Origin of the sequence: Tsukamurella strandjordii (assembly GCF_039525985.1) — a bacterium.
GTDB classification, from domain to species: domain Bacteria; phylum Actinomycetota; class Actinomycetes; order Mycobacteriales; family Mycobacteriaceae; genus Tsukamurella; species Tsukamurella strandjordii.
Window position 1 is genome coordinate 12,525 of sequence record NZ_BAAAII010000009.1, and the last position, 26,015, is coordinate 38,539.

At 72.5% G+C, this 26,015-nt stretch carries 24 protein-coding genes; 20 read left to right on the forward strand and 4 right to left on the reverse strand.

Annotated features, from left to right (window positions below):
* Position 1 precedes the first annotated feature (1 nt).
* The 3 genes from ABD108_RS17430 to ABD108_RS17440 are packed head-to-tail and all read right to left on the reverse strand — an operon-like array spanning position 2 to position 4,128.
* Positions 2-2,308, reverse strand: a complete 2,307-nt coding sequence (locus ABD108_RS17430) for a hypothetical protein (protein WP_343930939.1) — start codon at positions 2,306-2,308, stop codon at positions 2-4.
* On the reverse strand, positions 2,305-3,033 hold the full coding sequence (locus ABD108_RS17435) for an ABC transporter ATP-binding protein (RefSeq protein ID WP_343930940.1): 729 nt from the start codon (positions 3,031-3,033) through the stop codon (positions 2,305-2,307). The genes ABD108_RS17430 and ABD108_RS17435 overlap by 4 nt, the downstream gene beginning before the upstream one ends.
* 9 nt (positions 3,034-3,042) lie before the next feature.
* Complete coding sequence (locus tag ABD108_RS17440; RefSeq protein WP_220657004.1) at positions 3,043-4,128, reverse strand: SAM-dependent methyltransferase; 1,086 nt, start codon at positions 4,126-4,128, stop codon at positions 3,043-3,045.
* Between the two features lie 615 nt (positions 4,129-4,743).
* On the opposite strand from ABD108_RS17440, the gene ABD108_RS17445 reads away from it, so the two are divergent.
* From ABD108_RS17445 to ABD108_RS17535, 19 genes are all read left to right on the forward strand, one after another.
* Positions 4,744-5,319 carry a flavoprotein gene (locus ABD108_RS17445; RefSeq protein WP_343930941.1) on the forward strand — a complete coding sequence of 192 codons (576 nt, stop codon included), beginning with the start codon at positions 4,744-4,746 and terminating at the stop codon, positions 5,317-5,319.
* Positions 5,319-7,850 (forward strand): class III lanthionine synthetase LanKC N-terminal domain-containing protein, encoded by a 2,532-nt coding sequence (locus tag ABD108_RS17450; RefSeq protein WP_343930942.1) that lies wholly within the window; start codon positions 5,319-5,321, stop codon positions 7,848-7,850. The genes ABD108_RS17445 and ABD108_RS17450 overlap by 1 nt, the downstream gene beginning before the upstream one ends.
* On the forward strand, positions 7,850-8,593 hold the full coding sequence (locus ABD108_RS17455) for an SDR family oxidoreductase (protein ID WP_305112479.1): 744 nt from the start codon (positions 7,850-7,852) through the stop codon (positions 8,591-8,593). Before ABD108_RS17450 ends, ABD108_RS17455 begins: the two co-directional genes overlap by 1 nt.
* Complete coding sequence (locus ABD108_RS17460; protein ID WP_343930944.1) at positions 8,590-9,804, forward strand: aldehyde dehydrogenase family protein; 1,215 nt, start codon at positions 8,590-8,592, stop codon at positions 9,802-9,804. Before ABD108_RS17455 ends, ABD108_RS17460 begins: the two co-directional genes overlap by 4 nt.
* A complete protein-coding gene (locus ABD108_RS17465; RefSeq protein ID WP_220656999.1) occupies positions 9,804-10,298 on the forward strand; it encodes a hypothetical protein in 495 nt (164 codons plus the stop codon). Before ABD108_RS17460 ends, ABD108_RS17465 begins: the two co-directional genes overlap by 1 nt.
* Positions 10,288-11,541, forward strand: coding sequence for an AMP-binding protein (locus ABD108_RS17470; RefSeq protein ID WP_343930946.1), 1,254 nt, complete (start codon positions 10,288-10,290; stop codon positions 11,539-11,541). The genes ABD108_RS17465 and ABD108_RS17470 overlap by 11 nt, the downstream gene beginning before the upstream one ends.
* Complete coding sequence (locus ABD108_RS17475; RefSeq protein ID WP_343930947.1) at positions 11,523-12,539, forward strand: beta-ketoacyl synthase N-terminal-like domain-containing protein; 1,017 nt, start codon at positions 11,523-11,525, stop codon at positions 12,537-12,539. The genes ABD108_RS17470 and ABD108_RS17475 overlap by 19 nt, the downstream gene beginning before the upstream one ends.
* Positions 12,540-12,568: 29 nt before the next feature.
* A complete protein-coding gene (locus ABD108_RS17480; RefSeq protein WP_220656996.1) occupies positions 12,569-12,856 on the forward strand; it encodes an acyl carrier protein in 288 nt (95 codons plus the stop codon).
* The gene (locus ABD108_RS17485) at positions 12,853-13,446 is read left to right on the forward strand and encodes a hypothetical protein (RefSeq protein WP_343930948.1); all 594 of its coding nucleotides are present in this window, start codon (positions 12,853-12,855) and stop codon (positions 13,444-13,446) included. The genes ABD108_RS17480 and ABD108_RS17485 overlap by 4 nt, the downstream gene beginning before the upstream one ends.
* Entirely contained in the window at positions 13,443-14,036 is a 594-nt protein-coding gene (locus tag ABD108_RS17490; RefSeq protein WP_220656994.1) for a GNAT family N-acetyltransferase, read from the forward strand. The genes ABD108_RS17485 and ABD108_RS17490 overlap by 4 nt, the downstream gene beginning before the upstream one ends.
* Entirely contained in the window at positions 14,033-14,479 is a 447-nt protein-coding gene (locus tag ABD108_RS17495) for a MaoC/PaaZ C-terminal domain-containing protein (RefSeq protein ID WP_305112471.1), read from the forward strand. Before ABD108_RS17490 ends, ABD108_RS17495 begins: the two co-directional genes overlap by 4 nt.
* Positions 14,476-16,062, forward strand: coding sequence for a thiamine pyrophosphate-binding protein (locus ABD108_RS17500; RefSeq protein WP_343930949.1), 1,587 nt, complete (start codon positions 14,476-14,478; stop codon positions 16,060-16,062). The genes ABD108_RS17495 and ABD108_RS17500 overlap by 4 nt, the downstream gene beginning before the upstream one ends.
* Positions 16,063-16,098: 36 nt before the next feature.
* A complete protein-coding gene (locus tag ABD108_RS17505; protein ID WP_220656991.1) occupies positions 16,099-17,337 on the forward strand; it encodes a sensor histidine kinase in 1,239 nt (412 codons plus the stop codon).
* Entirely contained in the window at positions 17,334-18,047 is a 714-nt protein-coding gene (locus tag ABD108_RS17510) for a response regulator (protein ID WP_220656990.1), read from the forward strand. Before ABD108_RS17505 ends, ABD108_RS17510 begins: the two co-directional genes overlap by 4 nt.
* Positions 18,048-18,153: 106 nt before the next feature.
* Positions 18,154-19,080, forward strand: a complete 927-nt coding sequence (locus ABD108_RS17515) for a GGDEF domain-containing protein (protein ID WP_343930950.1) — start codon at positions 18,154-18,156, stop codon at positions 19,078-19,080.
* Positions 19,081-19,161: 81 nt separating this feature from the next.
* Positions 19,162-20,802 (forward strand): alpha/beta hydrolase-fold protein, encoded by a 1,641-nt coding sequence (locus ABD108_RS17520; RefSeq protein WP_220656988.1) that lies wholly within the window; start codon positions 19,162-19,164, stop codon positions 20,800-20,802.
* Between the two features lie 109 nt (positions 20,803-20,911).
* A complete protein-coding gene (locus ABD108_RS17525) occupies positions 20,912-21,376 on the forward strand; it encodes a DUF732 domain-containing protein (protein ID WP_220656987.1) in 465 nt (154 codons plus the stop codon).
* A 6-nt stretch (positions 21,377-21,382) separates the two neighbouring features.
* On the forward strand, positions 21,383-22,399 hold the full coding sequence (locus ABD108_RS17530; protein WP_220656986.1) for a cutinase family protein: 1,017 nt from the start codon (positions 21,383-21,385) through the stop codon (positions 22,397-22,399).
* Positions 22,400-22,417: 18 nt separating this feature from the next.
* The gene (locus ABD108_RS17535) at positions 22,418-23,359 is read left to right on the forward strand and encodes a cutinase family protein (RefSeq protein ID WP_220656985.1); all 942 of its coding nucleotides are present in this window, start codon (positions 22,418-22,420) and stop codon (positions 23,357-23,359) included.
* A 2-nt stretch (positions 23,360-23,361) separates the two neighbouring features.
* On the opposite strand, the gene ABD108_RS17540 is transcribed toward ABD108_RS17535, so the two are convergent.
* Entirely contained in the window at positions 23,362-24,486 is a 1,125-nt protein-coding gene (locus ABD108_RS17540; protein WP_305112463.1) for an agmatine deiminase family protein, read from the reverse strand.
* 399 nt (positions 24,487-24,885) lie between these two features.
* Between ABD108_RS17540 and ABD108_RS17545 the strand changes: the two genes are divergently transcribed.
* Complete coding sequence (locus ABD108_RS17545; RefSeq protein ID WP_220656983.1) at positions 24,886-25,866, forward strand: TIGR03621 family F420-dependent LLM class oxidoreductase; 981 nt, start codon at positions 24,886-24,888, stop codon at positions 25,864-25,866.
* Positions 25,867-26,015: the final 149 nt, after the last annotated feature.

Here is a 26,015-nt window from a genome sequence, read left to right on the forward strand (position 1 = left end):
GTCAGAAGCTGATCCGCCGCAGCACGCCGAGCGAGGTGAGCACGTACACCGCGACCCCCACCGCGGTGAGGGCGAGGAACGCCGAACCCACGAGGCGGGGGTCCACCACGATGTCGCTCAGTCCCGAGCTCGCGAGGTAGCGGCCCACGCCGATCCCGGTCACGATGCCCGCCGCCAGGCCGGCGATCACGCTGAGCACCGCGATCGCGGTGGCCTCCACGGCGATGGTCGCCACGATCCGGCCGCGCCGCAGCCCGAGGCGGGCCAGGGCCCGCCACTCACCGCTGCGGCCCGCGTTGAGCACCCCGAGCACCACCGCGAGCGCCAGCAGCAGACCGAGGCTGGAGATCGCCGAGAGCTGTTGCAGCGCATCGAGGATCTGCCGGGACTCGCGGGCCTGCTGGATCTGGTAGTCGCCGATGGAGCGCACGGTGCCGGTGGGCACCGCGGGGCTCAGCGCTCCCTGGAGATCGGATTGCGGTGGCGCCGTCATCAGCACGTAGGCGTACCGCGATCCGGGGTTCGCGGCGATCACGAAGTCGCCGAGGGTCGGCGCGTCGGCGTACACGCCGCCCACCCGGTACTCGGTCCCGGCGATCTCCGCGGTGCCGCCGGTGCGCGCGCCGATCCGCTTCGCCGTCGATTCCGACAGCAGGGCTCCGCCGGGAGTGAGACTCTGTGTTCCCTCGCGCAGGGTCACCAGCAGTGCCCCGGCGTCCAGTGATCCGTCGATCGCGATGCCGCTGAGGGGCCCGCCCGATCCGGTCACCTGCTGCGGGCTCACCGCCAGCACCGTGCCGGGACCCGGCACCGCCCGCAGCGCGGTGACATCGGCCTGATCGATCTCGAAGCCCGCCTTGGGTTCCGCCACGAACTGCGCGCCCACGTTGGCGTCGATCTGCCGCGAGATCGATGCGTTCGTCGACGAGGCGAACACCGAGACCACCGCCACCAGACTGGAGACGAAGACGAGGAAGGCCACCACCACTCGGGCCTGGGTCCGGGCGCGCGCGATGCCGCCGAAGCCGAACCAGGGCAACAGCACCCCGCGGAAGGTGCCCACGCTGCGCAGCCTGCTCACCAGGGTCAGTAGGGGTGCGCACAGTGCGAAGGCGCCCAGCACCAACAGGCAGTGCCCCACCACGATCCAGGTGAACGCCCCACCGGGCGGATGCAGCACGAGGTAGCCGCCGCCGGCCACCAGCGCCACACCGGCGGCGGGCACCAGCGGCACGCCCCGCAGCCGGGAACGTGCGCTCGCCGAGTCCTGCTGCTCCAGCTTCATGCCGAAGGCGAAGGCGCCCGCCAGGACCACCGCGACGAGCAGGGTGGAGCCGAGGAGAGTCGCGGGGGTGGCGCGCATCGCGTCCACGGTGAAGGTGCCCAGCGCGGTCCAGCCCGGGGGAACCACCGCGGCGATCACAGCGAAGACGATGATCGTCCCCACCGCCGCGGCCAGCACGAGCGCGGCGACCTGCAGGGCGAGGATCGCGGCACGCGTGCGCGCGGGAACCCCGAGCCGCCACAGGATCTGCAGTTGTGGGCGCTGATTCATCGCGAGCAGGGTCGCCGCGAAGGCGAGCGCCGCCAGCAGACAGGCCGAGACGATCACCGCGAAGAACTCGGCGATGATCTTGACGAAGCTCGTGGTGGCCACCTGTGCGGCGGCGAGCTGGTCGATGTAGGCCTGGCGCGGAGCGGTGCGGACCTCGGGTGCACCGATCCGCGCGGAATCGGCACCCGGGCCGGACAGCGCCACCGTGGAGAAATCCGCGTCGGTGCCCAGCAGCGTGCGGGCGAGCGCCGGATCGTCGACGGCGAACCGGGTGGTGGCCGCCGAGACCGGTGGCTGCGCCGTGACCCGCACGCGGGTGCGGTCCGGACCCATCACCTCGAAGGAGCCCGCGCCCTCGCCGGGGGTCAGCCGGGATACCCCGTCGGCGAGTCCGGCTCCGGCGCACGGCCCCCGAGCCGCGCGGTGATACGCGGGCACCGAGGGGGCGTTCGGAGCGCCCGGTTCGGCGATCACCTGACCGGTGACCTCGCCGACGGCGCACACCCCGGCCGGCACCCCGGCGAGGGCGGCGGCGGGGATCGGCGCCGACGCGGTGGCGATGACATCACCCTCGGGCACCGTCGCGGCGACGGATGCGCCCACGGCGATGCGCTGCTCCTGCCACAACGTGAGCGGCAGCACCACCGCGACCTGCAGGGCGAGCGCCAGGATCGCCACGAGCGCGGCCTGTCTCCCGCTCTGGCGCAGCAGCTTCCACGCCGTCGGGAGGGCGACGCCGGAAGCGGAGGTCACGGCGCGACGCTCCGCTCCGAGAGCTCGATCACCGAACTCACCGTGGGCTTGTCCAGGCTGTGCTCGATGCGGCCGTCACGGATCAACAGCACCCGGTCGGCGAACTCCACGAACTGCGGATCGTGTGTCACGGTGAGCACCGTGATGCCGTGCTCGTCGACGAACCGGCGCAGGATCTCCCGCACCCGACGGGAATTCACGGTGTCCAGCGCACCGGTGGGCTCATCGGCGAACAGCAGGCTCGGCTCGCCCAGCAGGGCCCGGGCGCACGCCACCCGCTGCTGCGTCCCGCCCGACAGCTCCTCCGGTACGCGGTCGGCGTACTGCGAGATCTCCAGCGACTCGCACACCGCCTCGAACCGGGCCGGATCCACCTCGCGGCCGGCGGCGCGCATCGGCAGCGTGATGTTGTCGCGCACGCTGAGCGCCGTGAGCAGGCCGTAGTCCTGGAAGATGTAGCCGAAGTGCCGCAACCGGTAGTCGGCCAGTGCCGATGCGGAGAGGGCGTACAGGTCCTGCCCCCCGGCCTCGACGGTGCCGGCGGTCGGCGCGTGCAGGCCGCCCAGCGAGGTCATCAGTGTGGTCTTGCCGGAGCCCGACGGGCCCATGATCACCGTGAGAGTGGATTCCGCGATCTCCACGTCCACATCGTTCACGGCGAGGAACCGCTCGCCCGCGTTCTCGAACGCGACCTGCAGGCCGCTTCCGGTCACCGCTGCTGTCATCGGAGCTCCCTACTGCTGGGCGGACTCGACGAGAAGCCTCCGGGTCAGGGGATTGGTGCCCAGGCCACTCGCCCGCCACGGTACGTCGACGGTGCCGGACGTGCGTCCCCCATCCGGGGGATGCACGCTCCAGGCGAGGGAGTAGTCGAGGCAGTGACCGCCGGCGCCGTGCTGGGATGTGGCCCTGACATCGACGACGGTGCCCGGCGCCACCTCGACCGGCGCGGGCAGGGGAACGATCACCGGGAACCAGCTGGTCTCCTCGGTGAGACTGTCCACCACCGCCTCTCCCACCAGGACGCGCACGCTGAGCAGTAGCGAGTCGAGCGTGCCGGGCGCCGTCACGTGCAGCCGCGCGGTGGTGGTGACGTGATCGGCGCGGGTGCCCCGGTAGCTGCCGACCTCGATCACACCGCCGTCGGTGAGCAGCCCGTCGGTCACGTAGGGCCCCACCGCGCACAGGCGCGGGTCGAGATCGGCCCCGGCCAGATCGCGCAGTTGTTCCAGGTAGGGGATGGCCGTGGGCGGGAAGGCCGGCGGTTGACCGGCGGCGGTGCGGGCGAAGCTGAATCCGCGGACCTCGGTCTCCCAGCCGCCGGGCAGGACGATCAGATCGGGATTGTCGATCCGGGCGACCTCGGAACCGATGGTCTCCGCGGCGCCCTCGCTGCCACCGATGGTGCCGATCACCTCGGCGACCAGCACGTCGACGCGGCCGGTGAAGGCCCGGTACTCGTCCGGCGAGAGGACCGAGACCGATTGCGAGCGGCCCTCGTCGGCGATCAGACGGCGCGCCCGGTCACGGACCTCGGGCAGGTACTCGACGGCCAGCACCCGGCCCGCGCCGAGGTCGTCGGCGAGCCTCGCCCACGGGGCCAGGGCGCCGCAGCCCAGCTCGACCACGGTGTCGCCCGGGCGGACGGCGGCGCGCATTCCGTGCGTGAAGGCGTCCACACGGAAGCGGTCGGCCATCATCACCTCGTAGGCGGTGGCGTCGTAGATCGGGTACTCGCCCACCGAGGGGAAGACCAGGCCGCGGCCCTCGCGCTCCTCGGGATCCACCACGCGCCAGGGAAGGTTCACGCTCGCGGTCATCGTCGCCCTTCGTCGGGAATTGCAGGACAGTCGGAGTCTGCCCCCGGAACGTGATCCACGCCACGCGCTCGTCGTTTGGACTCCTACTTTTGGTGGATAACTAGCCGCGCGAACGAGAGGCTCGTCGAGGGCGGCTCGGCGCGGCCGCCGAGCCGGTCCCGCCTGCCCCGTGCGGGCCGCGGGCTGCGGGAACGCCGCTTTTTCATACGTCGTAGAAAACCGGCGCTGTCGAGCTCGCATCAGGTGAACGAAAAATGAATGCCCGGTGACGATTCGGCTGAGAGGGGAGGTCACGGGCGTACCAGGGAAGGGGCGGCGGCCGCGGTGCCGGACCGGGGAATCGGTGATTGTGGGCGCGGGCACGGCCTGGTTAGCGTCGCGTCGGCGGGCAAGCCGCCCGCCGCCTCGAGAAACATCCGAAAGGAATCGCGATGATCGACGTCACCGACATCACCACCCTGCAGGCGTTCGAGTCGGACTCGGCCACCTCCGAGCTGCTCGCCTCGATCTCGAGCAACGGCTGCTGATTCAGCCACACCCGGCGACGGGCGCTCGGCCCGCTGTTCACGCCACCGAGCGCCCGTCACCAAACATCCGCGCAGAAGGGAGTCGGCCGTGCATCTGGTCCTGTTCGGAACCGGTGCGCTCAACGCCTGCCACCTCCCCCTCGGCGTGAGCTGGTTCCTCGCCAACCGATCCGACGACACCCTCCGCGTGGTGCTCAGCCGTCACGCCACCCGCTTCGTCTCCCCGCTCGCCCTGTCGGCCCTGTCCGGATCCGCCGTCGCGATCGACGAATGGGACGACCCGGGCTTCGCCGAGGAGGGGATCGCCCCGCACACCGGTGTGCTCGCCGACGCCGATGCGGTGGTGATCTACCCCGCCACGCTCCACACCATCGGCCGGCTCGCCGGGCTCGACGCCGCCACCCCGATGCTCAACGCCCTGCACTGCACCGATGCCCTCATCGCCGTGGCCCCGAACCTGCCGCCCGGAGCCGAACGCAACCCCGCCGTGCAGCAGGCGCTCGCCGGACTCACCACCCGCGACAACGTGCTCCTGATCGACCCGGTGGTGCGCCCCAGCCTCTCCACCGGAGCCGACTCCCATGTGGCGCCGCCCTTCTGGGAGGTCGTGCCCGCCATCGAGGCCGCCCTCGCCGGAACACCGGACGTGAGGGCGAGCGCCTGATGCGTGACTACCTCGCGACCCTCGCCGATCCGGCCTTCTACGGTCCCCTCGGGCAGTGGCGACTGCGCCGGCCCGAGCTCTTCTCACCCGAGCTGCCCCGCGGCGACGTCGCGCTCGACGCCGTACCCGCCACGTGGACTCGCACCGTCAAGGGGCCGTGGACGGTGCTCGCACCCGCCGGACATCGACTCGAACCGCAGGGCTGGAAGATCCACCTCGCGCCCGCCGTTCCCGAGGCGGCGACCGCGATCGCGCGGACCGTCGAACACTGCGTCCGCCGCGGCGTCGCCTTCAAGGTGCTCTCCCGGCTCGAATTCGTCTGGGCCGTCAACGGCAAGTACGCGCCACGGCCGAGCAGCGGGAAGTCAGTGGTGATCTACCCCGACGCCGATCCCAGCGCACTCGCCGCCGAGCTGGTCGAGCTGCACCGCGACGTCCCCGGGCCGCGGGTACTGGGTAGCCACCGCATCGGCGAGAGCATCGTGCACCTGCGCTACGGCGGTTACACCGCCCGGTACACGCCGGGTCCCGACCGCGAACCGGTGCTCGCGATCCGCAGCACCGCAGGCGATCTCGTCCCGGACGTGCGGGATGTGGTGCCCCGCACCGTTCCCGGCGTGCCGCTGCCCCGGATCCTGCGCGATGCGCCGCCGCCCCGCCCCGCCGAACGGACCGGTGAGCGCCGCTACCGGATCACCGGCGCCCTGCACTACTCCAACACCGGCGGCGTCTACCGCGCGGTCGAAGAGACCTCGGGAACCGAGGTGGTGCTCAAGGAGGCGCGCCACTACACCGGGTACGACGCGGCGATGGACGATGCGCCGCAGCGCCTCGCCCGGCAGGCGCGGACCATGACCGCGCTCGCCGACGTGGCCGCGGTTCCCACCGTGATCGAGACCTTCACCCAGGGCGGAAGCGACTTCCTGGCCTACGAATTCATCCCCGGGTCCACTCTCCAGGAGTGGGCCGCGGCGCGGCATCCGGCGCTGCTGCTGCGCGCCCCCGGGGCCGCCGTCGCACCCGCGGACGCCGCCGCGTACACCGACACCGTCGACGATGCCGTGCGCCGCCTGCGCGCCGTCGTCGACGAGATCGCCGCCGCTGGTCACGTGGTGGGTGATCTGCATCCGGGCAACGTGATCGTGGGGCCCGACGGCGAGCTCGGACTGATCGATCTGGAAGCGGCCCACCGCATCGATGCCGCGGAGGGCGCCGGACGGTTCGTGGGCGCCACCGGCTTCTACGACGACGCCCGCCGCGGCACCGCGCTCGACGACTACGGCCTCGCCGCCACCGAGCTGTACCTGCACAACCCCGTCGTGGCGACCGCCGGCTATCTACCGGGCGCACTGGGCCGGTCGGTGCACCACGCCCGCCGCGTCCTGAGCCGCGACCAGGTCTGGGCCACCGAGCTGTGCGCGCGGCTCGGCGCCGACCCCGCCGCACCGATCGACCCCGAAGCCGCCGTCACCGGGCTGCTCGACGGCCTCGCGGAGACCTGGGAGACCGACGACGGGCCCTTCCACGGCGCACCGGAATCCGATCAGCCCTTCCACGACGTCTCCCTCGGCTCCGGCGCACCCGGCTCCGCGTACGCCCTGCTCGCGACCGGCCGCGCACCGTCGGGCCTCACCGCGCGCTACGCCGCCTGGCTCGACCGCCGCGCCGACGATTTCGGCGCGCTCGGCGCGGGCCTGCTCGACGGCTGGTCGGGCAACATCCTGGTGGCCGAGGCGGCCGGGCTCACAGACCGCGCCGACCACCTGTACGCCCACCTGCTCCGGGTGCTGGACCCGGAGACCGCGCCGCTGCGGCTGCGTTCCGGTCTGGCCGGCGCCTTGGCGCTGAGCCTGGGACGCCGCATCGGCTCGGGTGGCGACGAGGTGGAGCGGTACGCCGATGTGCTCGCCCGCCGCGCCGTCGACGAGCTACTCGACACCGGTGCCCCCGCGGGCGGCCTGCTCGACGGCCGGGCCGGGATGGCCCTGGTCCTCGGCCGCGCCGCCCGGCTGCTCGACAAGCCCGATCTGCTCGACGTATCCCGCCGGCTGTTGCACCAGGAACTGGATTCCTATGTGCAGCACCGGTCCGGCGCGTTGTTCCACTACGACGGCAAGCACCGCATCCTCGGCTACCTCGACCGGGGCAACGCCGGAACCGTCCTGGCCGCGGCCGAACTCCGGGACCAGCTCGACGTCTCCGACGAGCAGTTGCGCCGCATCCTTCAGGGCGCCGGTGCCGCCGTCGGCGTCTCGCCCGGGCTGTACCGCGGCCTGTCCGGCGGGCTCGCCGCCGCCGCCCAATTGGGCCGCGCCCCGGGATCGCTCGCCGCGGAGGCGTCCGCGGCGGCCGCCCGCCAGGCCGAGGCGGTGACCTCGTTCCTCGGCCGCACCGCCGACGGCCGGCTGCGCGCACCGAGCGAGCTCGCGCTGCGCGCCTCGTCCGACTACGCCACCGGCGCCGCCGGGATCGCGCTCGCCCTCGCCGCCGCCGCGGATCCGGCCGTGCACTGGCTGCCGGGGGTGTTCTGATGGGCACGGTGGTGGTGACCGGCGGGTCGCGCGGAATCGGTGCCGCCACTGTGGCCCTGCTCGCCGCCCGCGGCCACGACGTGCTGTTCTGCTACCGCGAGAAGGAGCGCCGCGCCGAGACGGTGCGCGCCCGTGCCCGGACCGCCGCACCCGGCGCCCGGATCGAGGCGGTGCGCGCCGACATCACCACCGAGGACGGGCTGCGCACCCTCACCCGCGCCGCCGATGGCCCGCTGACCGGCCTGGTGCTCAACGCGGCCGGGGGCATGGAACAGCCCGATCCCGGGTACGCCGAGCTGCTCAACGCCGACGCCCAGGTCGCCGTGCTCGATGCCCTGGTGGGCGGGCTCCGGCCGGCCGGCCGGGTGGTTTTCCCCACCAGCCTGCAGTCGCACCGGTACGGCCTGATCCCCGAGTTCGACTCCTACCGGCGCGTGGCGCGATCCAAGCACCGCGGCGAGCAGCTGGTGCGGAACCGCTGCGCCGAGTACGGGATCCGCTGCACGGTGGTGGTCAGCGACATGGTCGAGGGCTCGCCCGCCGCGCTGCTGATGGACCTGCGGGAACCCGCGGCCGCGCAGGAGCGCCGCGAGGCCGCGCTCCGCTCCGGGGTGCCCCTGCCCACCGTCGCCGATGTGGCCGAGGCGCTCACCGCCGCCGCCACCGGCAGCGCGCCCGACACCGTCCACGTCCCCCACGCACTGTCGCACCACGCCGTCCCCGATCGAGAGGAAGTGTCATGACGACATCGCCGTTCGACGTACTCGAGGCCCGCGCCGCCGCGGCCGCCGTCGCCGGCGGCGCGATCGCGGACGTCATCGAGGCGCGTGCCGAGCAGGTGATCGAGGCCCTGCGGCCGATCGCCGGCGATGCCAGCATCCGGGCCGAACTCGACGATTCCGTGGCCCTGCTGCGCACCGCGGACGTCGAGGCCGACCGCTACGCCTTCGCGAACCCCGCGACCCCGCTGCGGGTGTACCTCCCCGCCAACAACACCCTCTACAGCCTCGCGCTGTTCGTCCTGCTGCCCGCGCTCTACCTCGACGACGTGATGGCGCGGCCGTCCACCCGCAGCAAGGCGCAGTACTTCGCGCTCCGCGACATCCTGGGCGAGGCCCTGCCCGCCACCGCCCGCCTCGTGGACTACTCCCAGCGCGAGTTCGCCGACCTGTCGGCCGGTGCCGCCGTGGTCTTCAACGGCCGCCCGGAGAACGGCATGCGACTGGTCGATGTGATCCGGCCGTCGGTCTTCCTCGGCTTCGGTGCCGGCCCGAACCCCGCCCTGATCGGCGCCGATGCGAGCGCCGAACAGCTCGACCTGGCCGTGCACGCGGTGGTGGAATCCCGCCTGTACAACAACGGCGAGGACTGCCTGTGCCCCGATCTGGTGCTGGTGCACCGCGCCGTGCGCACCGCCTTCGTCGACCGGCTGATCGCGCGGCTCGAACGGATCCCCGCGACCGGCGACCGCACCGCCCCCGGCCTGGTGAACGGGATGCTGTCCGGCACGGATTCGGTGACCGGCCTCACCGAGCAGCTGCAGCAGTACCCGCGCCCCGAACTGTGGCGCGGCCGGTCGATCGACGCACCCGAGCACCACCCCGTGGTGGTGCGCGAGGCCTCCCTCGCCGATCTCGGCGAGGAGATCCCGGAATACTTCGGGCCGGTCTTCGATCTCGTGACCTACGACGGCTTCCCCGATGTCGAGGCGGCGCTGTCCACCCCCGCCCGGCGCGCGGACGGCATGTACGCGTGGGGATTCGGCGAGACCGGGCTCGACGGCCGGGAACGCCTGGGCACCGCCCGCGTGATCGGCGCACGCACCCCGTTCGAGGCCGAATCGGGACACGAGCCCTTCGGCGGCTGGGGACACCGGGCGTCCTGGGCGTCCGTCGCGGGCGCGGCGCCCGTGGGGCGGCCCCTCCTCCTCGCGGACGAGATGGCGGCCCGCTGATGCCCCTCGCCACGAAGAAGGCCGAGCCCAAACCGCCGCTGCCGGTGGGGGAGCCGCTCGCCGCGACCGTCCCCGGCGTCACGCTGCTGAACTGGCCCGGCGCCATCGGCAAGGTGCTCGCCGAGGCGCTCGACCGGCTCGACGCGGACACGGACAAACTGCACGCCGTGCTGGTGCTCGCCGCACCCGACCTGATCGACTGGGCCGCCGCCGAATACGCGGAGGCCGAGCGCGCCGATCGGCCCACGCTGCCCACCGAGGTGCTCAACGCGGACGGCTGCCGCGTCTTCGGCCGGGCCACCCGGCTCGGCTGGTCGGGGCCCGCCCTCGCGCTCTCGTGCACCGCCGATGCCGCGGACGACATCGCCGGGGCGCTCGCCACCACCAGCGGCGCCCGCTACAGCCTCATCGCCGACGCCCGGCTCACCGGCCCGGACCCGGTGGAGGGCAGCATCTTCGAGGTCACCGTGATGAGTACCGACCATGGCCGCTGACCTCGCCTTCCTCGCCCCGCCCGAGCCGCACGCCCTGCTGCGGGCGCACCGCGCCGCCCGCGCAGCGGACCTGCCGCTGATCCTCGGCTCGCCGGCGCAGCAGCGGGCCACCTTCGGCGCACCGTCGAGCGCGGACATCCCCACGGTGCGCCTGATGCAACCGATCCCGGACGTCCTGGTGCTCGCCGCCACCTCCGGTACCAGCGGGCGCACCACCTTCGTCCCCTGGACCGAGTCCGTGCTCGACTATCAGGCCCGGGCCACCGTCGAGCGGATGGGAACGGGGCCGGACACCCGCTACGGGCTCGCGGTGAGCCCCGCCAGCGCCTACGGCTTCTCCGTGGTCAACCTGACCGCGCGCTGCGGCGGCACCCTCGAATTCTTCGCGGCCACCGACCACGCCGCCATCACCCGCGCGCTGCTCGACCGGCGCATCGACACCCTCGACACCATTCCCGGCGTCTGGCGCTACCTCGCCACCGCCGCGGAGACCGAGCCCATGCTGGCCCGTGCGCTCCGCCGGCTCACCGTGCGCGGTGTGGGCGGAGAGGTGGTCCCGCACAGCCTGCTCGACCGGTACGAGCGGCTCGACGCGCCCCTGCACAACGGCTACGGACTCACCGAGGCCGGACCGAACGTGAGCATCTCCTGCGGCGACGGATACGGCCGGCGCACCGCGGGACTCCCGCTCACCGGCACCGCGGTACGGATCGGCCACGACGGTGCCGTGCAGGTGCGCGGCCCCGGCGTGACCGGATCGGTGTACCTGCCCGACCGGGGGCTGCGTGCCAACCCCGCGGTCGCCGCCGACGGCTGGCTCGACACCGGCGACATCGGCACCGTGGACGCCGCCGGGAGGCTCACCCTGCTCGGGCGGGCCGACGGGCTGTTCGCCGGACACGGACGCAAGCTGCACGCCAGCGTCATCGAGGACACCGTGCGCGATGCGGTGCCCGCCGACACCGAGGTGATCGCCCTGCAACTGGACCCGCTCGGCTCCGGCGCACCGCGGGTGGTGATCGCGCTCGTCGATCCGGACGATGCCGTCCCCGGCGGCGTCGTCGATCTCACGGCGCGGCAGCGCGCCCTGCCCATCGAGTTCCGGGTCCGCGATGTCGTGCGGGTGCCGCGATCGGCGACGGTACGCACCGGATCGGGCAAGCTCGACCGGAACCACCTGGCCGCGTTGGCCTCCGGGATCATCCGCGCCCGAGAGGAGCAGCCGTGCGCACGCGTGTCCTAGCGTGGGAGGGGCGCTATCCGCGCACCGGCCCACTGCGCAGCACCGCCGAGCCCTTCCGCGGCTCGCCCCGGGTGACGCCCGTCGACGCCGATACTTCCCGCGCCGATCAGCTCCGCGACTGCGTGGACGCCGTGCTGCGGACGGCGGGTGGCGCCGCACCCACCGTGGTGCTCACCGCCTCGCAGGCCGCCGGACACCGTCGCCCCGACAACCTCGACGAATACGGCACCCCCGCCGGGCGGCTCAGCCCCGCGCTCGCCGGCCTCCCCGAGACCCTGGTGAGCCACGCCTGCGCCTCCGGCGGCATCGCCCTCGCCCTGGGCGCCGCCCTCGTGGACTCCGGCCGCGCCGACCGCGTCCTGGTGCTCGGCGCGATGCGGCCGCGGTTCATCGAATCCGCCGCCTTCCGCAGTGCCGGGGCGCTCGCACCCGGCCCGTCGTGCCAGCCCTTCGACGCCGCCGCCGACGGCACCGCGCTCGGCGGCTTCACCGGCGCGGCGCTCCTGGGCACGGGCGATCACGGTCCGGCCCTGGCCGGGGCGGGGATCCGGACCCTCGGCAGCGGAGCGCAATCCGACCGCGGCAGCCAGGCCGAGTGCATGCGCGCGGCGATCGACGGTACGGGCCTGCGCCCCGATTTCGTGGCCGCCCACGCCACCGGGACCGTGCACGGCGACCGCGTGGAACTCGACGCGGTCTCCGATGTCGCGACCGACCTCGCCGACACGCTGCCCGTGACGTCCTGCAAAGGCGCACTGGGCCATTCGGTGCACGCCGCCGGACTCGCCTCGGCGATGTTCGCGCTGGAGGCCCTCGCGAGCGGCACCGTGCCCGGCACCGCGCGGTGCGCCGATCCGCTCACCGCGGGGCACGCCACCGTGCTCACCGAGAACGACGAACTCACCGCCCCCGCCGCCACCACCGCGCTGGTGAACGCCTTCGGCTTCGGCGGCAGCTCCTGTTCGCTGCTGCTCCATTGGGATCGCTCGACCGAGTGACCCCCGACCAGAGATCGAAAGGAATCACCATGTCCGACACGCACACCACCACCCTCGGCGCCGACTCCGACGCCGCCGACTTCCACCGGCTGGTGGCCGGCGAGGTCGCCCGGATCAACGATCTCGACGCCGAGGACGTGACCGTCGAGGCGGCCGACTCGCTGGTCGACGACCTCGGTCTCGACTCCCTCGGCATCCTCGAACTGGTGCTCCAGGTGCAGGCCCGCTACGGCGTGGACCTCGCCGAGGACCAGGTCCGCGAGGCCGAGACGGTGGCCCAGTTCTGGGCCCTCGTGCAGCGCTCCGCGGCGGCGTGAGCGTGGGCGTCGTCAGCCCGGTGCTGGACGCCGAGTCGGCGACCGCCGCAGTGGCGATCCTGGTGGGCAACCCCGGATCGCTGGTCGCCACGCGCGGACCGCAGTGGGTGCAGGAGGACACCGCCCGCCGCCTCGTCGCCGATGCGGCGATCACCTTCCTGGTGGACGGTGGAGCGGCCGTCGTCCTCGCCGACCGCATGCAGACCCCCGGACACCTCCGGCTCGCCGTGGCCCCCGCGGCCGACGAGGCACTCACCCCGCAGCTCCTGGACACGGCGTTGCGCGAGGTGATCGTCTTCCTCGCCGCCTCCGTGGATCTGGTGCGGATCGACCTCGCCTTCGGCGTGTACAACGAGCTGTTCGTGGAGTGGGCGCTGGCGGCCGAGCCGGTCCGGTTCGAGGGAGTGCTCACCGATGCCTACTTCGCGGGCGGCCGCTACTGGGACGGCGTGATCGTGGCCGTCACCGGCCTCGCCCTGGAGGGCTTCCGCGAGCACGAGGCGTCCACCCTCGAACTCCGCATCGCCGACCGGCTGCGCCGCCGGATCCGCGCCGACCTGCAGACCGACCCCGTGGAGGCCCCCGCGTGATCCGCGGCATGTGGACCGAGATGACCGTGGGCACGGGGACATCCGTGCACCGGCTGAGCGGCACCGAGGACTTCGCCCGCTCCGTCCACGACGCGGACGCGCGCCGGCTGTTCGCCGGATCGGGCATCGACCTGTTCGCCTGGAGCGAGGAGCAGGTCGAGGGTCACGTGCACGGCGCCGTGCTCCGCAAGGACGATCCGGATCGTCGGGTGATCGGGATCTACGACCTCGCCTGGGCGGGCGCCGGCCGGTTCGGTCTGGGCGTGGTCCTCGCCGACCCCGCGGATTGGGGTGGGGGACTGGGCATGGACGCGATGACCGCGCTCATGCGGCACGCCTTCCACAACGAGGGCGCACGCACCTTCGCCATGGCCGCGGGCGTGCACAACGCCAACACCGCCCTGATCCTGGCATCCGGCAAGATCCGGCCCGAGGCCCTCTGCGATGCCTCGATCGTGGACCGGGGACGGCTCACCCGCCTCGCGCTCGGGGCGATGACCCGCACCGAGTTCGACGAGGCCGGCTACGCCCCGCCGCCGCTGTCCGACCGCCGCTGGCGCGCCGCGAACGTCACGGTGGGCGCCCGATGACCGCCTCCGTCACCGTGACCCAGCCGATGATCGACGCCTTCGCGGAGATCACCGGCGACCGGCAGTGGATCCATACCGACCCCGCCCGCGCGGCCCGCACCGCCGCCGGCGGCACCGTGGCCCACGGCATGCTGGTCGCCGCGCTGATCCCGCCGCTGGTCGCCGAGGCGATCGACGACTTCGACGAGGTCCGCGCGTTCGAATCCGCCCACGCCGAATCCGCGACGACCGAGGTGATCAACCTGGGCCTCGAACGCCTCGCCTTCGCGCACCCGGTGCCGCCCGGCGGCGTGCTCACCGCCGATGCGCGGCCCCGCCGGGTCGCCGACCGCGGCGCGGAGCTCGACGTGGACGCCGATGTCACCGTGTGGCTGGCGGGCGAACGCCGGCGGATCGCCGCCGCCGGGGTGCTGCGCCTGCGCTACCGGACGGTGACCGCGTGAGCACCGTCTTCGAGCGCGCCATCGAACTACTGGGCAGCACCCGGCTCGTGATCGGGGTCGCGGGCGACGAACCCGGCCTCCTCGACGCCGCCGCGGCCGCGGGCGGTCCCTGCGCCGGCTGCCGCGATCAGCGCACCGCCGCCTTCGCCGCCGCCGGCGCCTCCCTGACCACCGGCGCACCGTCGGTGTTGTGCACGCACGAGGGCCCCGATCTGCTCAACGCCCTGGTCGGCATCTCCGAGGCGCACAGCGCCCGGATCCCGCTCCTGGTGGTCACCCAGACCACGGGATCGCCCGAGGCCGGACGCGGTGCCTTCCAAGGCTTTCCGGTGCACACCTTCGGGCCCGGCCTGTTCCGCTGGACGCACCGCGTGCGCGACGAGGCCGATCTGTACTGGGCGCTGCGCCACGGCGAGACGATCGCCCGGACCGCGGGCGGCCCCGTGCACGTGATGGTCGACGCCGCCATCGGCGCCGCGACCGCCACCGCATCCGTACCCGCCGCCTCGGTTCCGGCCGCGCCCGCCCGCGCATCGGAGGCCGCGATCGGCGCCGCCGCCCGCCGGCTGCTGGACGCTCGGCGGCCCGTCCTGATCCTGGGCGGCGGCGCCCGCGGCACCGATCCCGCCGCCGTCACGGCGGTCGCCGAGGCCACCGGCGCCGTGGTTCTGGTGACCGCCGCCGGCCGCGGAACCTTTCCCGAGGACCACCCGCACTTCGGCGGCCTCGCCGGGCTCTACCTCGCCCCCGAGGCCGCTGCCGCGCTCGCCGCCGCCGACGAACTGCTCGTGATCGGCAGCGCCCTGGAGGAGACCGCCCGGATGGAGTGGTCCCCGCACCCCGACGCCCGGATCACCCAGGTCGATACCGATCCCACGGTGATCGGGCGCGCCCTCGCCGCGACCGCCGTCCACGGCGACGCTCCCGCCTTCGTGGCCGCGCTCGCGGCCGTACTGGCGGGCAGGGCACCGTCGGCTCCGCAGTCCTGGAGCGGTCTCGCCGCCCTGCCGGACGACGGATCGCTCACCGCGCCCGCCGTCTTCCGCGCGCTGAGTGCGGCCCTCCCGGGGTCCGGCATCGAGGTCCTCGCCCAGGAGAACGGGATGGCCGACCTGTGGGGCTACTACGCGCCCGCCCTCCGGCTGCCCACCGGAATCCGCACCCTGGTCCCGGGGGAGCAGACCGCGCTCGGATTCGGCCTCGGCGCCGGTCTGGGGGCCGCGCTGACCGGCAGCAGGGTGCTCGCGATCGGCGGCGACGGCGCCTTCGGAATGAATGTTCCGACTCTGTCGACAGCCCTGGAGAACCGTGCGACAATCGCGTTCGTCGAGCTGATCGACGGCGGCTTCGGCTGGCCGTCGAGCACCCGTGCCACCGGTGACCCACTGGTGAATTTCCAGGTCCCGAGCGGTGCAGCCGCGCTGGCGGCGGCCACCGGGACGCCCAGCCTGCACGTGACGAACGCAGAGGAGTTGCCCGAAGCCTTCGAGACGATCCTTGCGGAGCGCGGACCCGCGCTGCTGAGTGTTCATCTGGCGCAGCGCCGTCCGTTCCCTCCGCCGAGCGCGTCGCCGGACCCCTGATCGGCTGGCCGGCGACGCTCGCACCCGAGGAGTTCGATGAGTGTCGTTCGGCCGAGATCGGCGTTGCTGCGCAGCGATCTGTCGCAGTCGGCGCTGGCCGCGCTCCTGGCCGCGTTCGGCTCCGTGGCCCTGGCCGCGGTGCAGCAGGCCATGGGCGTCGACATGCCCTTCCAGCGGTCGCCCGCGCTCGTCCTGGGTGCGCTCGCGGTGCTCCTCGCGATGGTCGCGGTCTCGACGGTGCGCATCCGCTATCCCGAGGAGTCCTTCCTCGGATCCACCCTCCTCATGGCGGTTCTCGCCTTCGGCACCGATGTCGCCGAGTTCGCCGCGACGCCCATCTGGTGGTTCGCCATCGTCACCCTGGCGACCCGGGTACGCGGCCGCCGCCTCGCGCTGCTCGCCACCGTCGGGATCGCCGCAACGATCACGGTGGGCGCCCTGGTGCCCGCCACGGACGGCAGCACCGGACTGACGGTCAGCGTGGTCGCCAACGCGCTGGTGATGTTCGGTGTCTTCCTCATGATCGGCAGCGTGATCGCGCGCGGGCGCGACCGCGCGGACTCCAGCGTGCGGGCCCTGCGCACGGCGCAGGACGAGTACGAGGCGCGGCTCGCCCGGTCCATCGAGGACGAACGCCGCGAGATGGCGCGCGAACTGCACGATGTGGCCGCCTTCCATCTCACCGGCATGCTGGTGCAGGCCCGGGCCGCCGACGCCGTCTACGACCGCGACCGCGAGCGCGCCCGGGAACTGCTGGCCGAGGCCATCGTCCAGGGCCAGCGCTCGCTCGACGGGCTGCGGCAGATCGTCGAGGTGCTGCGCTACGCGGAAGACCCGCTGCCGCAACCCACGGTGTGCCAGATCGCGACCCTGGTCGACCAGGCGGCACCGTCGTTCCCCTCGATCGATCTCGACATCGATGTGGACGAGGCCGACCTCGCGGAGGTGGACAGCGGAACGCACCTCACCGCGTACCGGATCGTGCAGGAGTCGCTGGCGAACGCGCTGCGGCACGCGCCGGGGTGCGCCGTCGGAGTGCGGGTGTGGATCGACGATCAGGTGCAGATCCGGGTGCGCAACTCGATACCCAAGCGGAAAGGTTTGGAGCGCAAGGGCTTCGGACTCGCGGGTATGCGCGAGCGGGCGAGCCTGGTGGGCGGCACGGTGAGCGCGGGCATCGACCACCGCGGCGACTGGCTGGTCCGTGCCTCGCTGCCCCGTTGCGGACGCCCGCCGGTGACGATCGCCGCCGACGGAACGGAGAACGTGGCATGAGCGAGCAGTGCCGGATCCGGGTGCTCATCGCCGACGATCAGCCGGTGGTGCGCCAGGGCTTCGAGCTGTTCCTCTCCGCCGACCCCGGGATCACCGTGGTCGGCCACGCCCACAACGGCGTCGTCGCCGTCGAGGCCGCCGCCAAGCTGCAACCCGATGTGGTGCTGATGGACGTCCGGATGCCCCTGCGCAGCGGCCTGTGGGCCGCACGGACCATCCTCGCCGAGCCCGATCCGCCCAAGGTCCTCATCGTGACCACCTTCGCCCTCGACGAGTACCTGTTCGAGGCGCTCGATGCCGGCGCCTCCGGCTTCCTGCTCAAGGACAGCGAGCCGAAGGAGCTCGTCGCCGCCGTCCGCAACGTGGCCCGCGGCGGCGTCTCCGTGGCACCCCGGATCGCGCCCCGGCTGGTGGCCGAATTCGTCCGCCGCAAGCCGGGACGGCCCGCGGCGCCGGAGGTGCCCGAGACCGGGCTGTCGGGACGCGAGCTCGAGGTTGTCGCGCTCCTGGCCCGCGGCAAGTCCAACGACGAGATCGCCCGCACCCTGCACCTCGAGGCGAGCACCGTGAAGAGCCACATCGGCAACATCTGCCGGAAGGTCGGCGTGAAGAACCGGGTCCAGGTGGTGGTCTGGGCCTATCAGACCGGCATCGCGCAGAACCTCGGCGTCGCGGGCCGCGAGGAGGCCTCGGCGGAGGTGCGCCGCTGACCGGTGTGACGCTCCCGACCGGCCACCGGTAGTTTGTTTCTGCAAACTTCAGGATCGTCGAGAGGGAGCGATGCCCGTTCTTCTGCATCCGCGTGAGCATGATCGCGTGGCGGCCGTGCGCGCGCTGCGCATCGTGGGCGCGGATCCCGTCCCCGACCTGGATCGGATCGCCGAGCTCTCCGCGGCGCTGTGCGACGCCCCGTTCGGTTCGGTCAACGTGATCGACTTCGACCGGCACTACACCGTGGCCTCGTACGGTGCGCCGCGCGTCCACGCCTCCCGCGCCGACTCGCTGTGCGCGCTCGCGGTGCTCGACAACCGGGTGGTCTACGCCGTCGACGCCGCCCGGGACGAGCGGTTCCGCGGCAACCGGTACCTCGAGATCGCCGACCCGCCGATCCGGCTCTTCGCCGCGGCACCCATCTGCACGGCGGACGGCCTGCCCGTGGGCACCGTCCGGATCTACGACTCCGAACCGCGGGAGCTCAGCGCGCGTCAGCTGCGCGGCCTGGAGAACCTCGCGGACCTCGCGATGAGCGTGCTCGAACTGCGCAATGCGGCCCGGATGCTGCACAGCACCGCGACCACCGATGCCCTCACCAAGCTGCCGAACCGGCACGCGATGGACTTCATGGTGGCCGAGCGCACCGCCGCCGCGATCCGGATCGTGGCCTACGCCGACTTGGACCGGTTCAAGTCGATCAACGACGGCCACGGGCACCAGACGGGCGACGCCGTGCTCCAGGGCGTGGCGCGCCGGATCGCCTCGGCGATCGGGCCCGACGACGCGGTCTACCGGGTGGGCGGCGACGAGTTCGTCATCACAGCCGTCGACGGCGAGACCTCTCCCGACGACGTGGCCGACCGGTTGCGGGCCGCCGTCGGTGATTCGCCGATCGTGGTGGACGGAACGCGGATCGCGGTGAGCGCCACCGTCGGTGCCGTGCGCGTGCCCGCCGGTGGCGACGTGCTGTCGGCCATCGACGCCGCCGACGCCGCGATGTACCGGGCCAAGGGGCGCCGCCTGGTCTGACCGGGGACCCGCGTGGGACCGCAGCACCGAATCACATGCATGTAAGACTGGTTCGGTAGGACGATCCACGAAGGAGAATCGATGCACCGCGCGGGCCGAATCGGAACGCTGCTCGTCGCAGGGGCGCTGGCAGCGGGCACCGTCGTCGCTCCCGGCCCCGCCGGGATCGCCGCACCGTCGTACGCCGACCCCGCCCCCGCGCAGTCCCGGATCGTGGGCGCCGCCTGGCAGGGCGATCACCGGGTGGACCTCACCGTCTTCTCCGCGGCGATGGGCGGCAACGTCACCGTGCAGCTGCTGCTGGCGAAGGACTGGCACGCCGACCCCAAGGCGAAGTTCCCCACCCTGTACCTGCTCGACGGCATGCGCGCCCGGGACGATCAGAACGGGTGGCTGCTGGAGACCAATGTCGCGGACTTCTACCGCGACAAGAACGTGACCGTGGTGCTGCCGGTGGGCGGCCAGTCCAGCTGGTACACCGACTGGCGCCGCCCCGACAACGGCAAGAACTACAAGTGGGAGACCTTCCTCGCCAAGGAGCTGCCGCCGCTGCTGCAGCAGCAGTGGCGGGCCACCGAGTCCCGCGCGGCCGCCGGCGTCTCCATGGGCGGCACCGCCGCGTTCACCCTGGCCGCCCGCAACAAGGGGCTCTACCGGTTCGCCGGCTCGTACTCCGGCATCCTGTCGATGAGCTCGCCCGGCACCCCCGAATCGGTGGGCCTGGCCATGCGCGACGCCGGTAACTTCAACTCCGACGCGATGTACGGAGCGCCCGCCGATCCCGCATGGGCACAGCATGATCCGCTCAAGCTCGCCGATCAGCTGCGCGGCGTGAGCCTGTACTTCAGTTCCGGCAACGGCTCGGCACCCGCCACCGGACAGCCCGCCGATCTGCAGGCCATGGCGCTCGAGGTGCTCGCGCGCTCGTCGAACCAGGCCTTCGCCGTGGAGCTCAACCGCAAGGGCATCCCGGCCAACGCGATCTACCGGCCGTCCGGCAATCACAGCTGGCCCTACTGGCAGTTCGAGAACAGCCAGGCCTGGCCGCAGGCGCAGGCCGCGCTCGGCGTGCCGGATGCCCGCCCCTGTGCGGCGGCCGGTGCGATCGGCGAACTGGCGCCCAAGGTTCCGGCGCTGGGCACCTGCGTCACCGTCGAGTACCCGGTGCCCGGCGGCCGCGCCCAGGACTTCCGCGGCGGCCAGATCTACTGGACCGCCGACACCGGCGCCCAGGTGGTGGGCGGCGCGATCGGGGGTGCCTACCTCGGCGCCGGCGGCCCGGGCGGCGCGCTCGGCTACCCGACCGGCGGCGAACAGCCGCTGCCCGATAAGAAGGGCCGCTTCCAGCGGTTCCAGGGCGGCGTCGTGTACTGGTCGCCGCAGACCGGGGCGCGCGCGGTGCGCGGCGCCATCGGCGAGCGGTACGCCGCCGCCGGCTTCGAGCGCTCCCCGCTGGGACTGCCCGTCTCCGACGAGCAGCGGCTGCGGACCGGCAACGGCGCCTTCCAGCGGTTCCAGGGCGGCGTCGTCTACTGGTCCCCGAAGACCCCCGCCACGGTGGTGCCGAACGGCCCGATCTTCGCCGAATGGGGCCGTCAGGGCTACGAGGCCGGACGCCTCGGCTACCCCGTGGCCGACGCGACGCCCGCACCCGGCGGGCTCGAGCAGCGGTTCGAGCGCGGCGTGATCGCGCTGGTGAACGGGGCGACGGAAGTGCGTTGACCGCCTATCCGAGGGTTGCCGGATCGATCGCCGGTAGCCTGGCAGCGTCGTAGCGGGCAGGCCCAGACGAGCAGGCCCGAGGTACTTATCAGGGATTGGGTGAGTTCACATGGCAGGACTGCGCGGAGCCCTCGCGGTAGCAGTGATGACGGGCGGCGTGCTCCTCGGCGCGGTCGCGTGCGGAGGCAGCTCGACGGTGTCGGCGCCCGACACGGCGGTCGACGGCGGCCCCACCTCGCTGCCCGCCACGGCCCCCGCCTCCTCGGCGAGCGTGCCCTCGGGCTACCCCGGCCCGCCCTCGGTGGCCAGCTCCCCGAAGGACAAGGAATTCGTCACCAAGATGCGGTCGGAGGGCCTCGTCGCCTCCGACGAGACCATCATCGGCGCGGCCCAGTACACCTGTGACGCGCTCTCGCAGAACCCGAATCCGCGGTACGTGGAGACCCTGGTCAAGGGCATGCTGGGCCCGTCGCGCACCGGCGAGGGCGTCTCGGCGCAGCAGGCCGACAAGCTCGCCACCGACGACGCCACCAAGCTGATCGCCGAGGCCAAGTCCTCGTACTGCAAGAAGTAGCGGCCCGTGACGCAGCAGCAGCCCGGCCCGCCGCCCGCAGACAAGCGGGGGATCTCCCCCCTGACGATCGGCGTCGGCATCGCCGTGCTGATCGCCGTGATCCTGGTGATCATCCTGCTGATCAACCTGCTCAAGCCGGGTCCGACGCCGCCGGTGATCGACGGACCCGGGACCTCCTCGTCCGGCGCACCGTCGAGTGCGGTGCGCCCCAAGAACCAGCCGGCCGATTGCCCCGACGTGCAGGTGATCTCGGTGCCCGGCACCTGGGAGTCGAAGAGCAACGACGACCCCTACCGGCCCACCGCGAACCCGAACTCGCTGATGCTCAAGGTGACCGGCCCGCTCGCGGCCGCCTTCCCGGGCTCGCGTGCCGACGTGTGGACCACGCCCTACGTGGCGCAGCTGTCCAACCCCGTCGCCATCCCGCCGGACGGCCAGGCCTCCTACGAGAAGTCGCGCACCGAGGGCTACGACAAGTCGGTCGCCCAGATCACGAAGGTCTACAACAAGTGCAAGCTCACCGGCTTCGTGCTCATGGGCTTCTCGCAGGGCGCCGTGATCGCCGGCGACATCGCCGGTGAGATCGCCGCGGGCAAGGGCCCGATCCCCGCGGAGAACGTGCTCGGTGTGGGCCTGATCTCCGATCCCCGGCGCGAGCCGGGCGATGCCCGCACCACCGGCCCCAACCCGCCCGGTGTGGGCGTCGAGGTGGCCTACGGCGGCTTCAGCTTCGGCAGCCTCGCGCTGCGCGGCAAGCGGGAGGGCGGCTTCGGCGTCCTCCAGGACCGCACCTACTCGCTGTGCGGGATGAAGGACCCGATCTGCAACCAGCCCAAGGACATCTTCCAGGCGGGCCAGCTGGCCACCACGCTGCCCGAGCTGCAGAAGGTGCTCACCGGGAACTCGCACGCGCTGTACGCCACCACCACCGACTGGTCGGTGAACGGCCAGACCGCCACCCAGTGGTTGCAGGGCTGGGCGCGCGGCGTGATCGACAGGGCGCCTAAGCCTCCCCACAGCTAGCCCTGGTATTCACGACACATGGCAGGCAACGGCAAACGCGCCCTGAACACGATGGGCATCGCGATCGCCATCGCGGCGATCATCGCGATCATCGTGGTGATCGCGCTGATCATCTCGATGCTGAACAAGCCCGGGCCCACCCCGCCCGGACCCCCGCCCGAGACGCAGGCGGCGGATTGCCCCGACGTGCAGGTGCTCTCCATCCCGGGTACCTGGGAGTCCTCGGCCACCGACGATCCGGTGAACCCGCGGTTCAACCCGCGCTCGCTGATGCTGCAGGTCACCGGCCCGTTGCAGAACCGGTACAAGCCGCTGCGGGCATCGGTGTTCACCGTCCCGTACGTGGCGCAGTTCCACAATCCGGTGGCGGTGCCGCCGGACGGCCAGATGACCTACCAGGCCTCCCGCCAGCAGGGCACCGACCGGGCGATCGCGCAGATCAACAAGGTCAAGGAGCGCTGCGGCCGCACCGGATTCGTGCTCATGGGCTTCTCCCAGGGCGCCACCATCGCCGGCAACATCGCCGCGCAGATCGGCGCCGGGCAGGGACCGATCGTCGCCGAGCGGCTGCTCGGTGTGGGCCTGATCTCCGACAGCCGCCGGGTGCAGGGCGAAGGCCGGGCCGTCGGCCCCGACCCCGCGGGTGAGGGCGTGGAGGTCACCTTCTCCGGGTTCAGCGCCTTCGGTGTGGATCTGGAGGGCAAGCGCAAGGGCGGCTTCGGCGCCGTCGACGACAAGGTGGTCACCATCTGCGGATCGAACGACCCGATCTGCAATCAGCCCAAGGGCGGGCTGTTGGGACTGGCCACCGGTCTGCCGCAGGTGATCTCGACGGTGACCCAGAACTCGCACGCCGCGTACGGCACCACCGCGAACTGGAGCCTGGACGGTAAGACCGCCACCCAGTGGCTCACCGGCTGGGCAACCGGCGTGATCGACAGGGCGCCGAAGACCAAGTAGCGCTACCGAACCGGCTGCTGCTGGGTGGCGCAGTGGATACCGCCGCCGCCACCGGCGATGGCGTCGATGTCCAGCTGCACCACCTCGCGGCCCGGGAACAGTCGTTGCAGCGTGGCGCGGCATTCGCCGTCGGCCGCGGCGTCGCCGAACTGCGGTGCGATCACCGCGCCGTTGCACAGGTAGAAGTTGATGTACCCGGCGGCGAAGTCGTCGTCCTGCTGGTACTTCTCACGCACCATCGAGGGCGTGCGCAGCACCTCGACCGTGAGCCGGCGACCCTTGGCGTCGGTGGCGCCCTTGAGGATGTCGAGGTGCCGGCGGGTCACGTCGTAGTCGAAGGACTCGGGATCCTCGTCGAGACCGGCGACCACCGTGCCGGGGGAGGCGAACCGGGCGTAGAAGTCGGTGTGGCCGTCGGTGATGTCCTTGCCCTTGATGCCGGGCAGCCAGATCACCGTGTCGATGCCCAGAAGATCGCTCAGTTCCGCCTCGACCTGCTGCTTGGTCCAGCCGGGGTTGCGGTTGTCGTTGAGCACGCAGCTCTCGGTGATGATCGCCGTGCCCTCGCCGTCCACCTCGATGCCGCCGCCCTCCAGCACCAGATCGGTGTGGATCACCTCGGCGCGGGCCTGCGCGGTCACCAGTCCGGCGACCGCGGCGTCGGACTTGTGCCGCTGCTTATCGCCCCAGCCGTTGAAGTTGAAATCGACCCCCGCGAGGCCTTGGTCGCCCTTGACGAAGACGGGTCCGGTGTCGCGGATCCACAGATCGTCGAGGTCGCCGGCCACCAGGGTGATCCCGGGGACGTTGCCCACCAGTTCCCGGGCGCGGCCCAACTGATCGGCGCTCACCAGCATCGACACCGGTTCGAACCGGGCGATCGTGGTCGCGATCAGCGCCAGCGCGCGCTGCACGTCCGGTGCGCGGTCCTTGCCCCAGATGTCGGTCCGAGCGGAGAAGGCCATCCAGGTGCGCTCGTGCGGGTCGCCCTCGTCGGGCATCCGCCAGCGCCGGCCCTTGCGGTCGATGGGGGAGCGCTCGGCCGGTGGGTTCGACGGTGCGCCGCAGGCGGCCGCGACCAGTCCCATCAGCGCGGCACCCGCCTGCATGAATCGGCGACGGTTCATCATCCCCTCGTCCCGGCGAGCGCTTCTCACCTGCTGAGAAACCTAGCAGGACGTCGCGAAACCGCCTCCCTGAGCGCGACCGCGTGCACTACGTCCACGGCCGGCCCCTGCGCGACAGTTTCGCGGCGCGGTCCGGGCCGAATCCGATCGATGTGCACTTCTACAAGACGACCCGGCCGCGTCGCGTTGCCGCGCGCTGCCGCCGCTGCGGCCTTCTGCGACGTGGACCGCCGAAAACGGCGCGGCGTTCGCGAAAAGTCCAGGTCCGGCGAGTTGTCCGCACCGGACAAATTCCGAGGGCCCGATGCCGCTGCGGGATGCTCGGCGTGGCTGGAACACCGGCGGCCAGCGGTTAGGCTGTGCCCAACGCCCACAGCCGTCGACCAGGAGTACCCCCACGTGACCGAAGAGCCCCGCAAGTTCCGTTTCGCAGCGGGTGGTGCAGGCAACGCCGACGAGGGCGGGGCCCGCAAGTTCGTCAAGCTCGCCCAGGAGGCCGAGGAACTGGGCTTCGACACCTTCGCCATCCCGGACCGGCTGGACGCCCAGGTGGGACCGCTGGCCGCGCTCGGTGCGCTGGCCGTGAGCACCTCCACGATCCGGCTGGCCACCTCGATGCTGGCGATGCCCTTCCGGCACCCGGCGGTGCTGGCCAAGGAGCTCACCACGATCGACGTGCTGTCCAAAGGACGCCTGGAGATCGGTCTGGGCCTCGGTGCCTTCAAGGACGACTTCGACCAGGCCGGCATCGAGTTCGAATCCCCGGCCGGCCGGCTGCGCCGGCTCGACGAGGGCCTGACCGTGCTCGACACCCTGCTCCGCGGCCAGGAGGCCGAGTTCGAGGGCGAGGTCTTCCAGGTCAAGCAGCTCAAGGGCTACCCGCGCCCGCGGCAGGGACCGCGCCCGCCGATCGCCATCGGCGCCGGTGCCCGCCGCACGCTGGAGCTGGCCGCGCGCCGCGCCGACGTGGTCTCGATCAATCCGCGCAGCTCCGCCGAGGGCAAGTTGCGGATCTCGGACATGTCGATGGACGCCGTGAAGAACAAGGTGGAGATCGTCAAGGCCGCGGCGGGCGATCGCTTCGCCGATATCGAGCTGTCCTGGTCGATCGCCACCATCGTGGTCACCGACGACCGGGAGCAGGTCGCAGACTTCGCGCTCAAGGCCATCGAGCGCGGCCTGTCCGCGAGCATCGAGATCGATAAGGAGGTCACGATCGACGACGTGCTCGGCTCGCCCTACCTGGCGATCGGCACGTTCGACGAGATCGCCGATCAGGTGCGCGCCACCCGCGCCGCCACCGGCATGTCCTACGTGGGCGTGGTGCCCACGCAGATGGAGGCCTTCGCGCCCGTCCTCGAGCAGCTCAAGGGCGAGTGACCCGGTGCCGGGCGCGGAGCGAGCGGGCCGGATGGGTTCCGCACACTCGCGGTTTTCGTCCGTGCCGACGGTGCGCGGTACGATAGCCGGGTTTGCGGATTTTCGCGGCGTGTCCAGCACCGAAACCGGTCGGACGGGTTGCGGATATC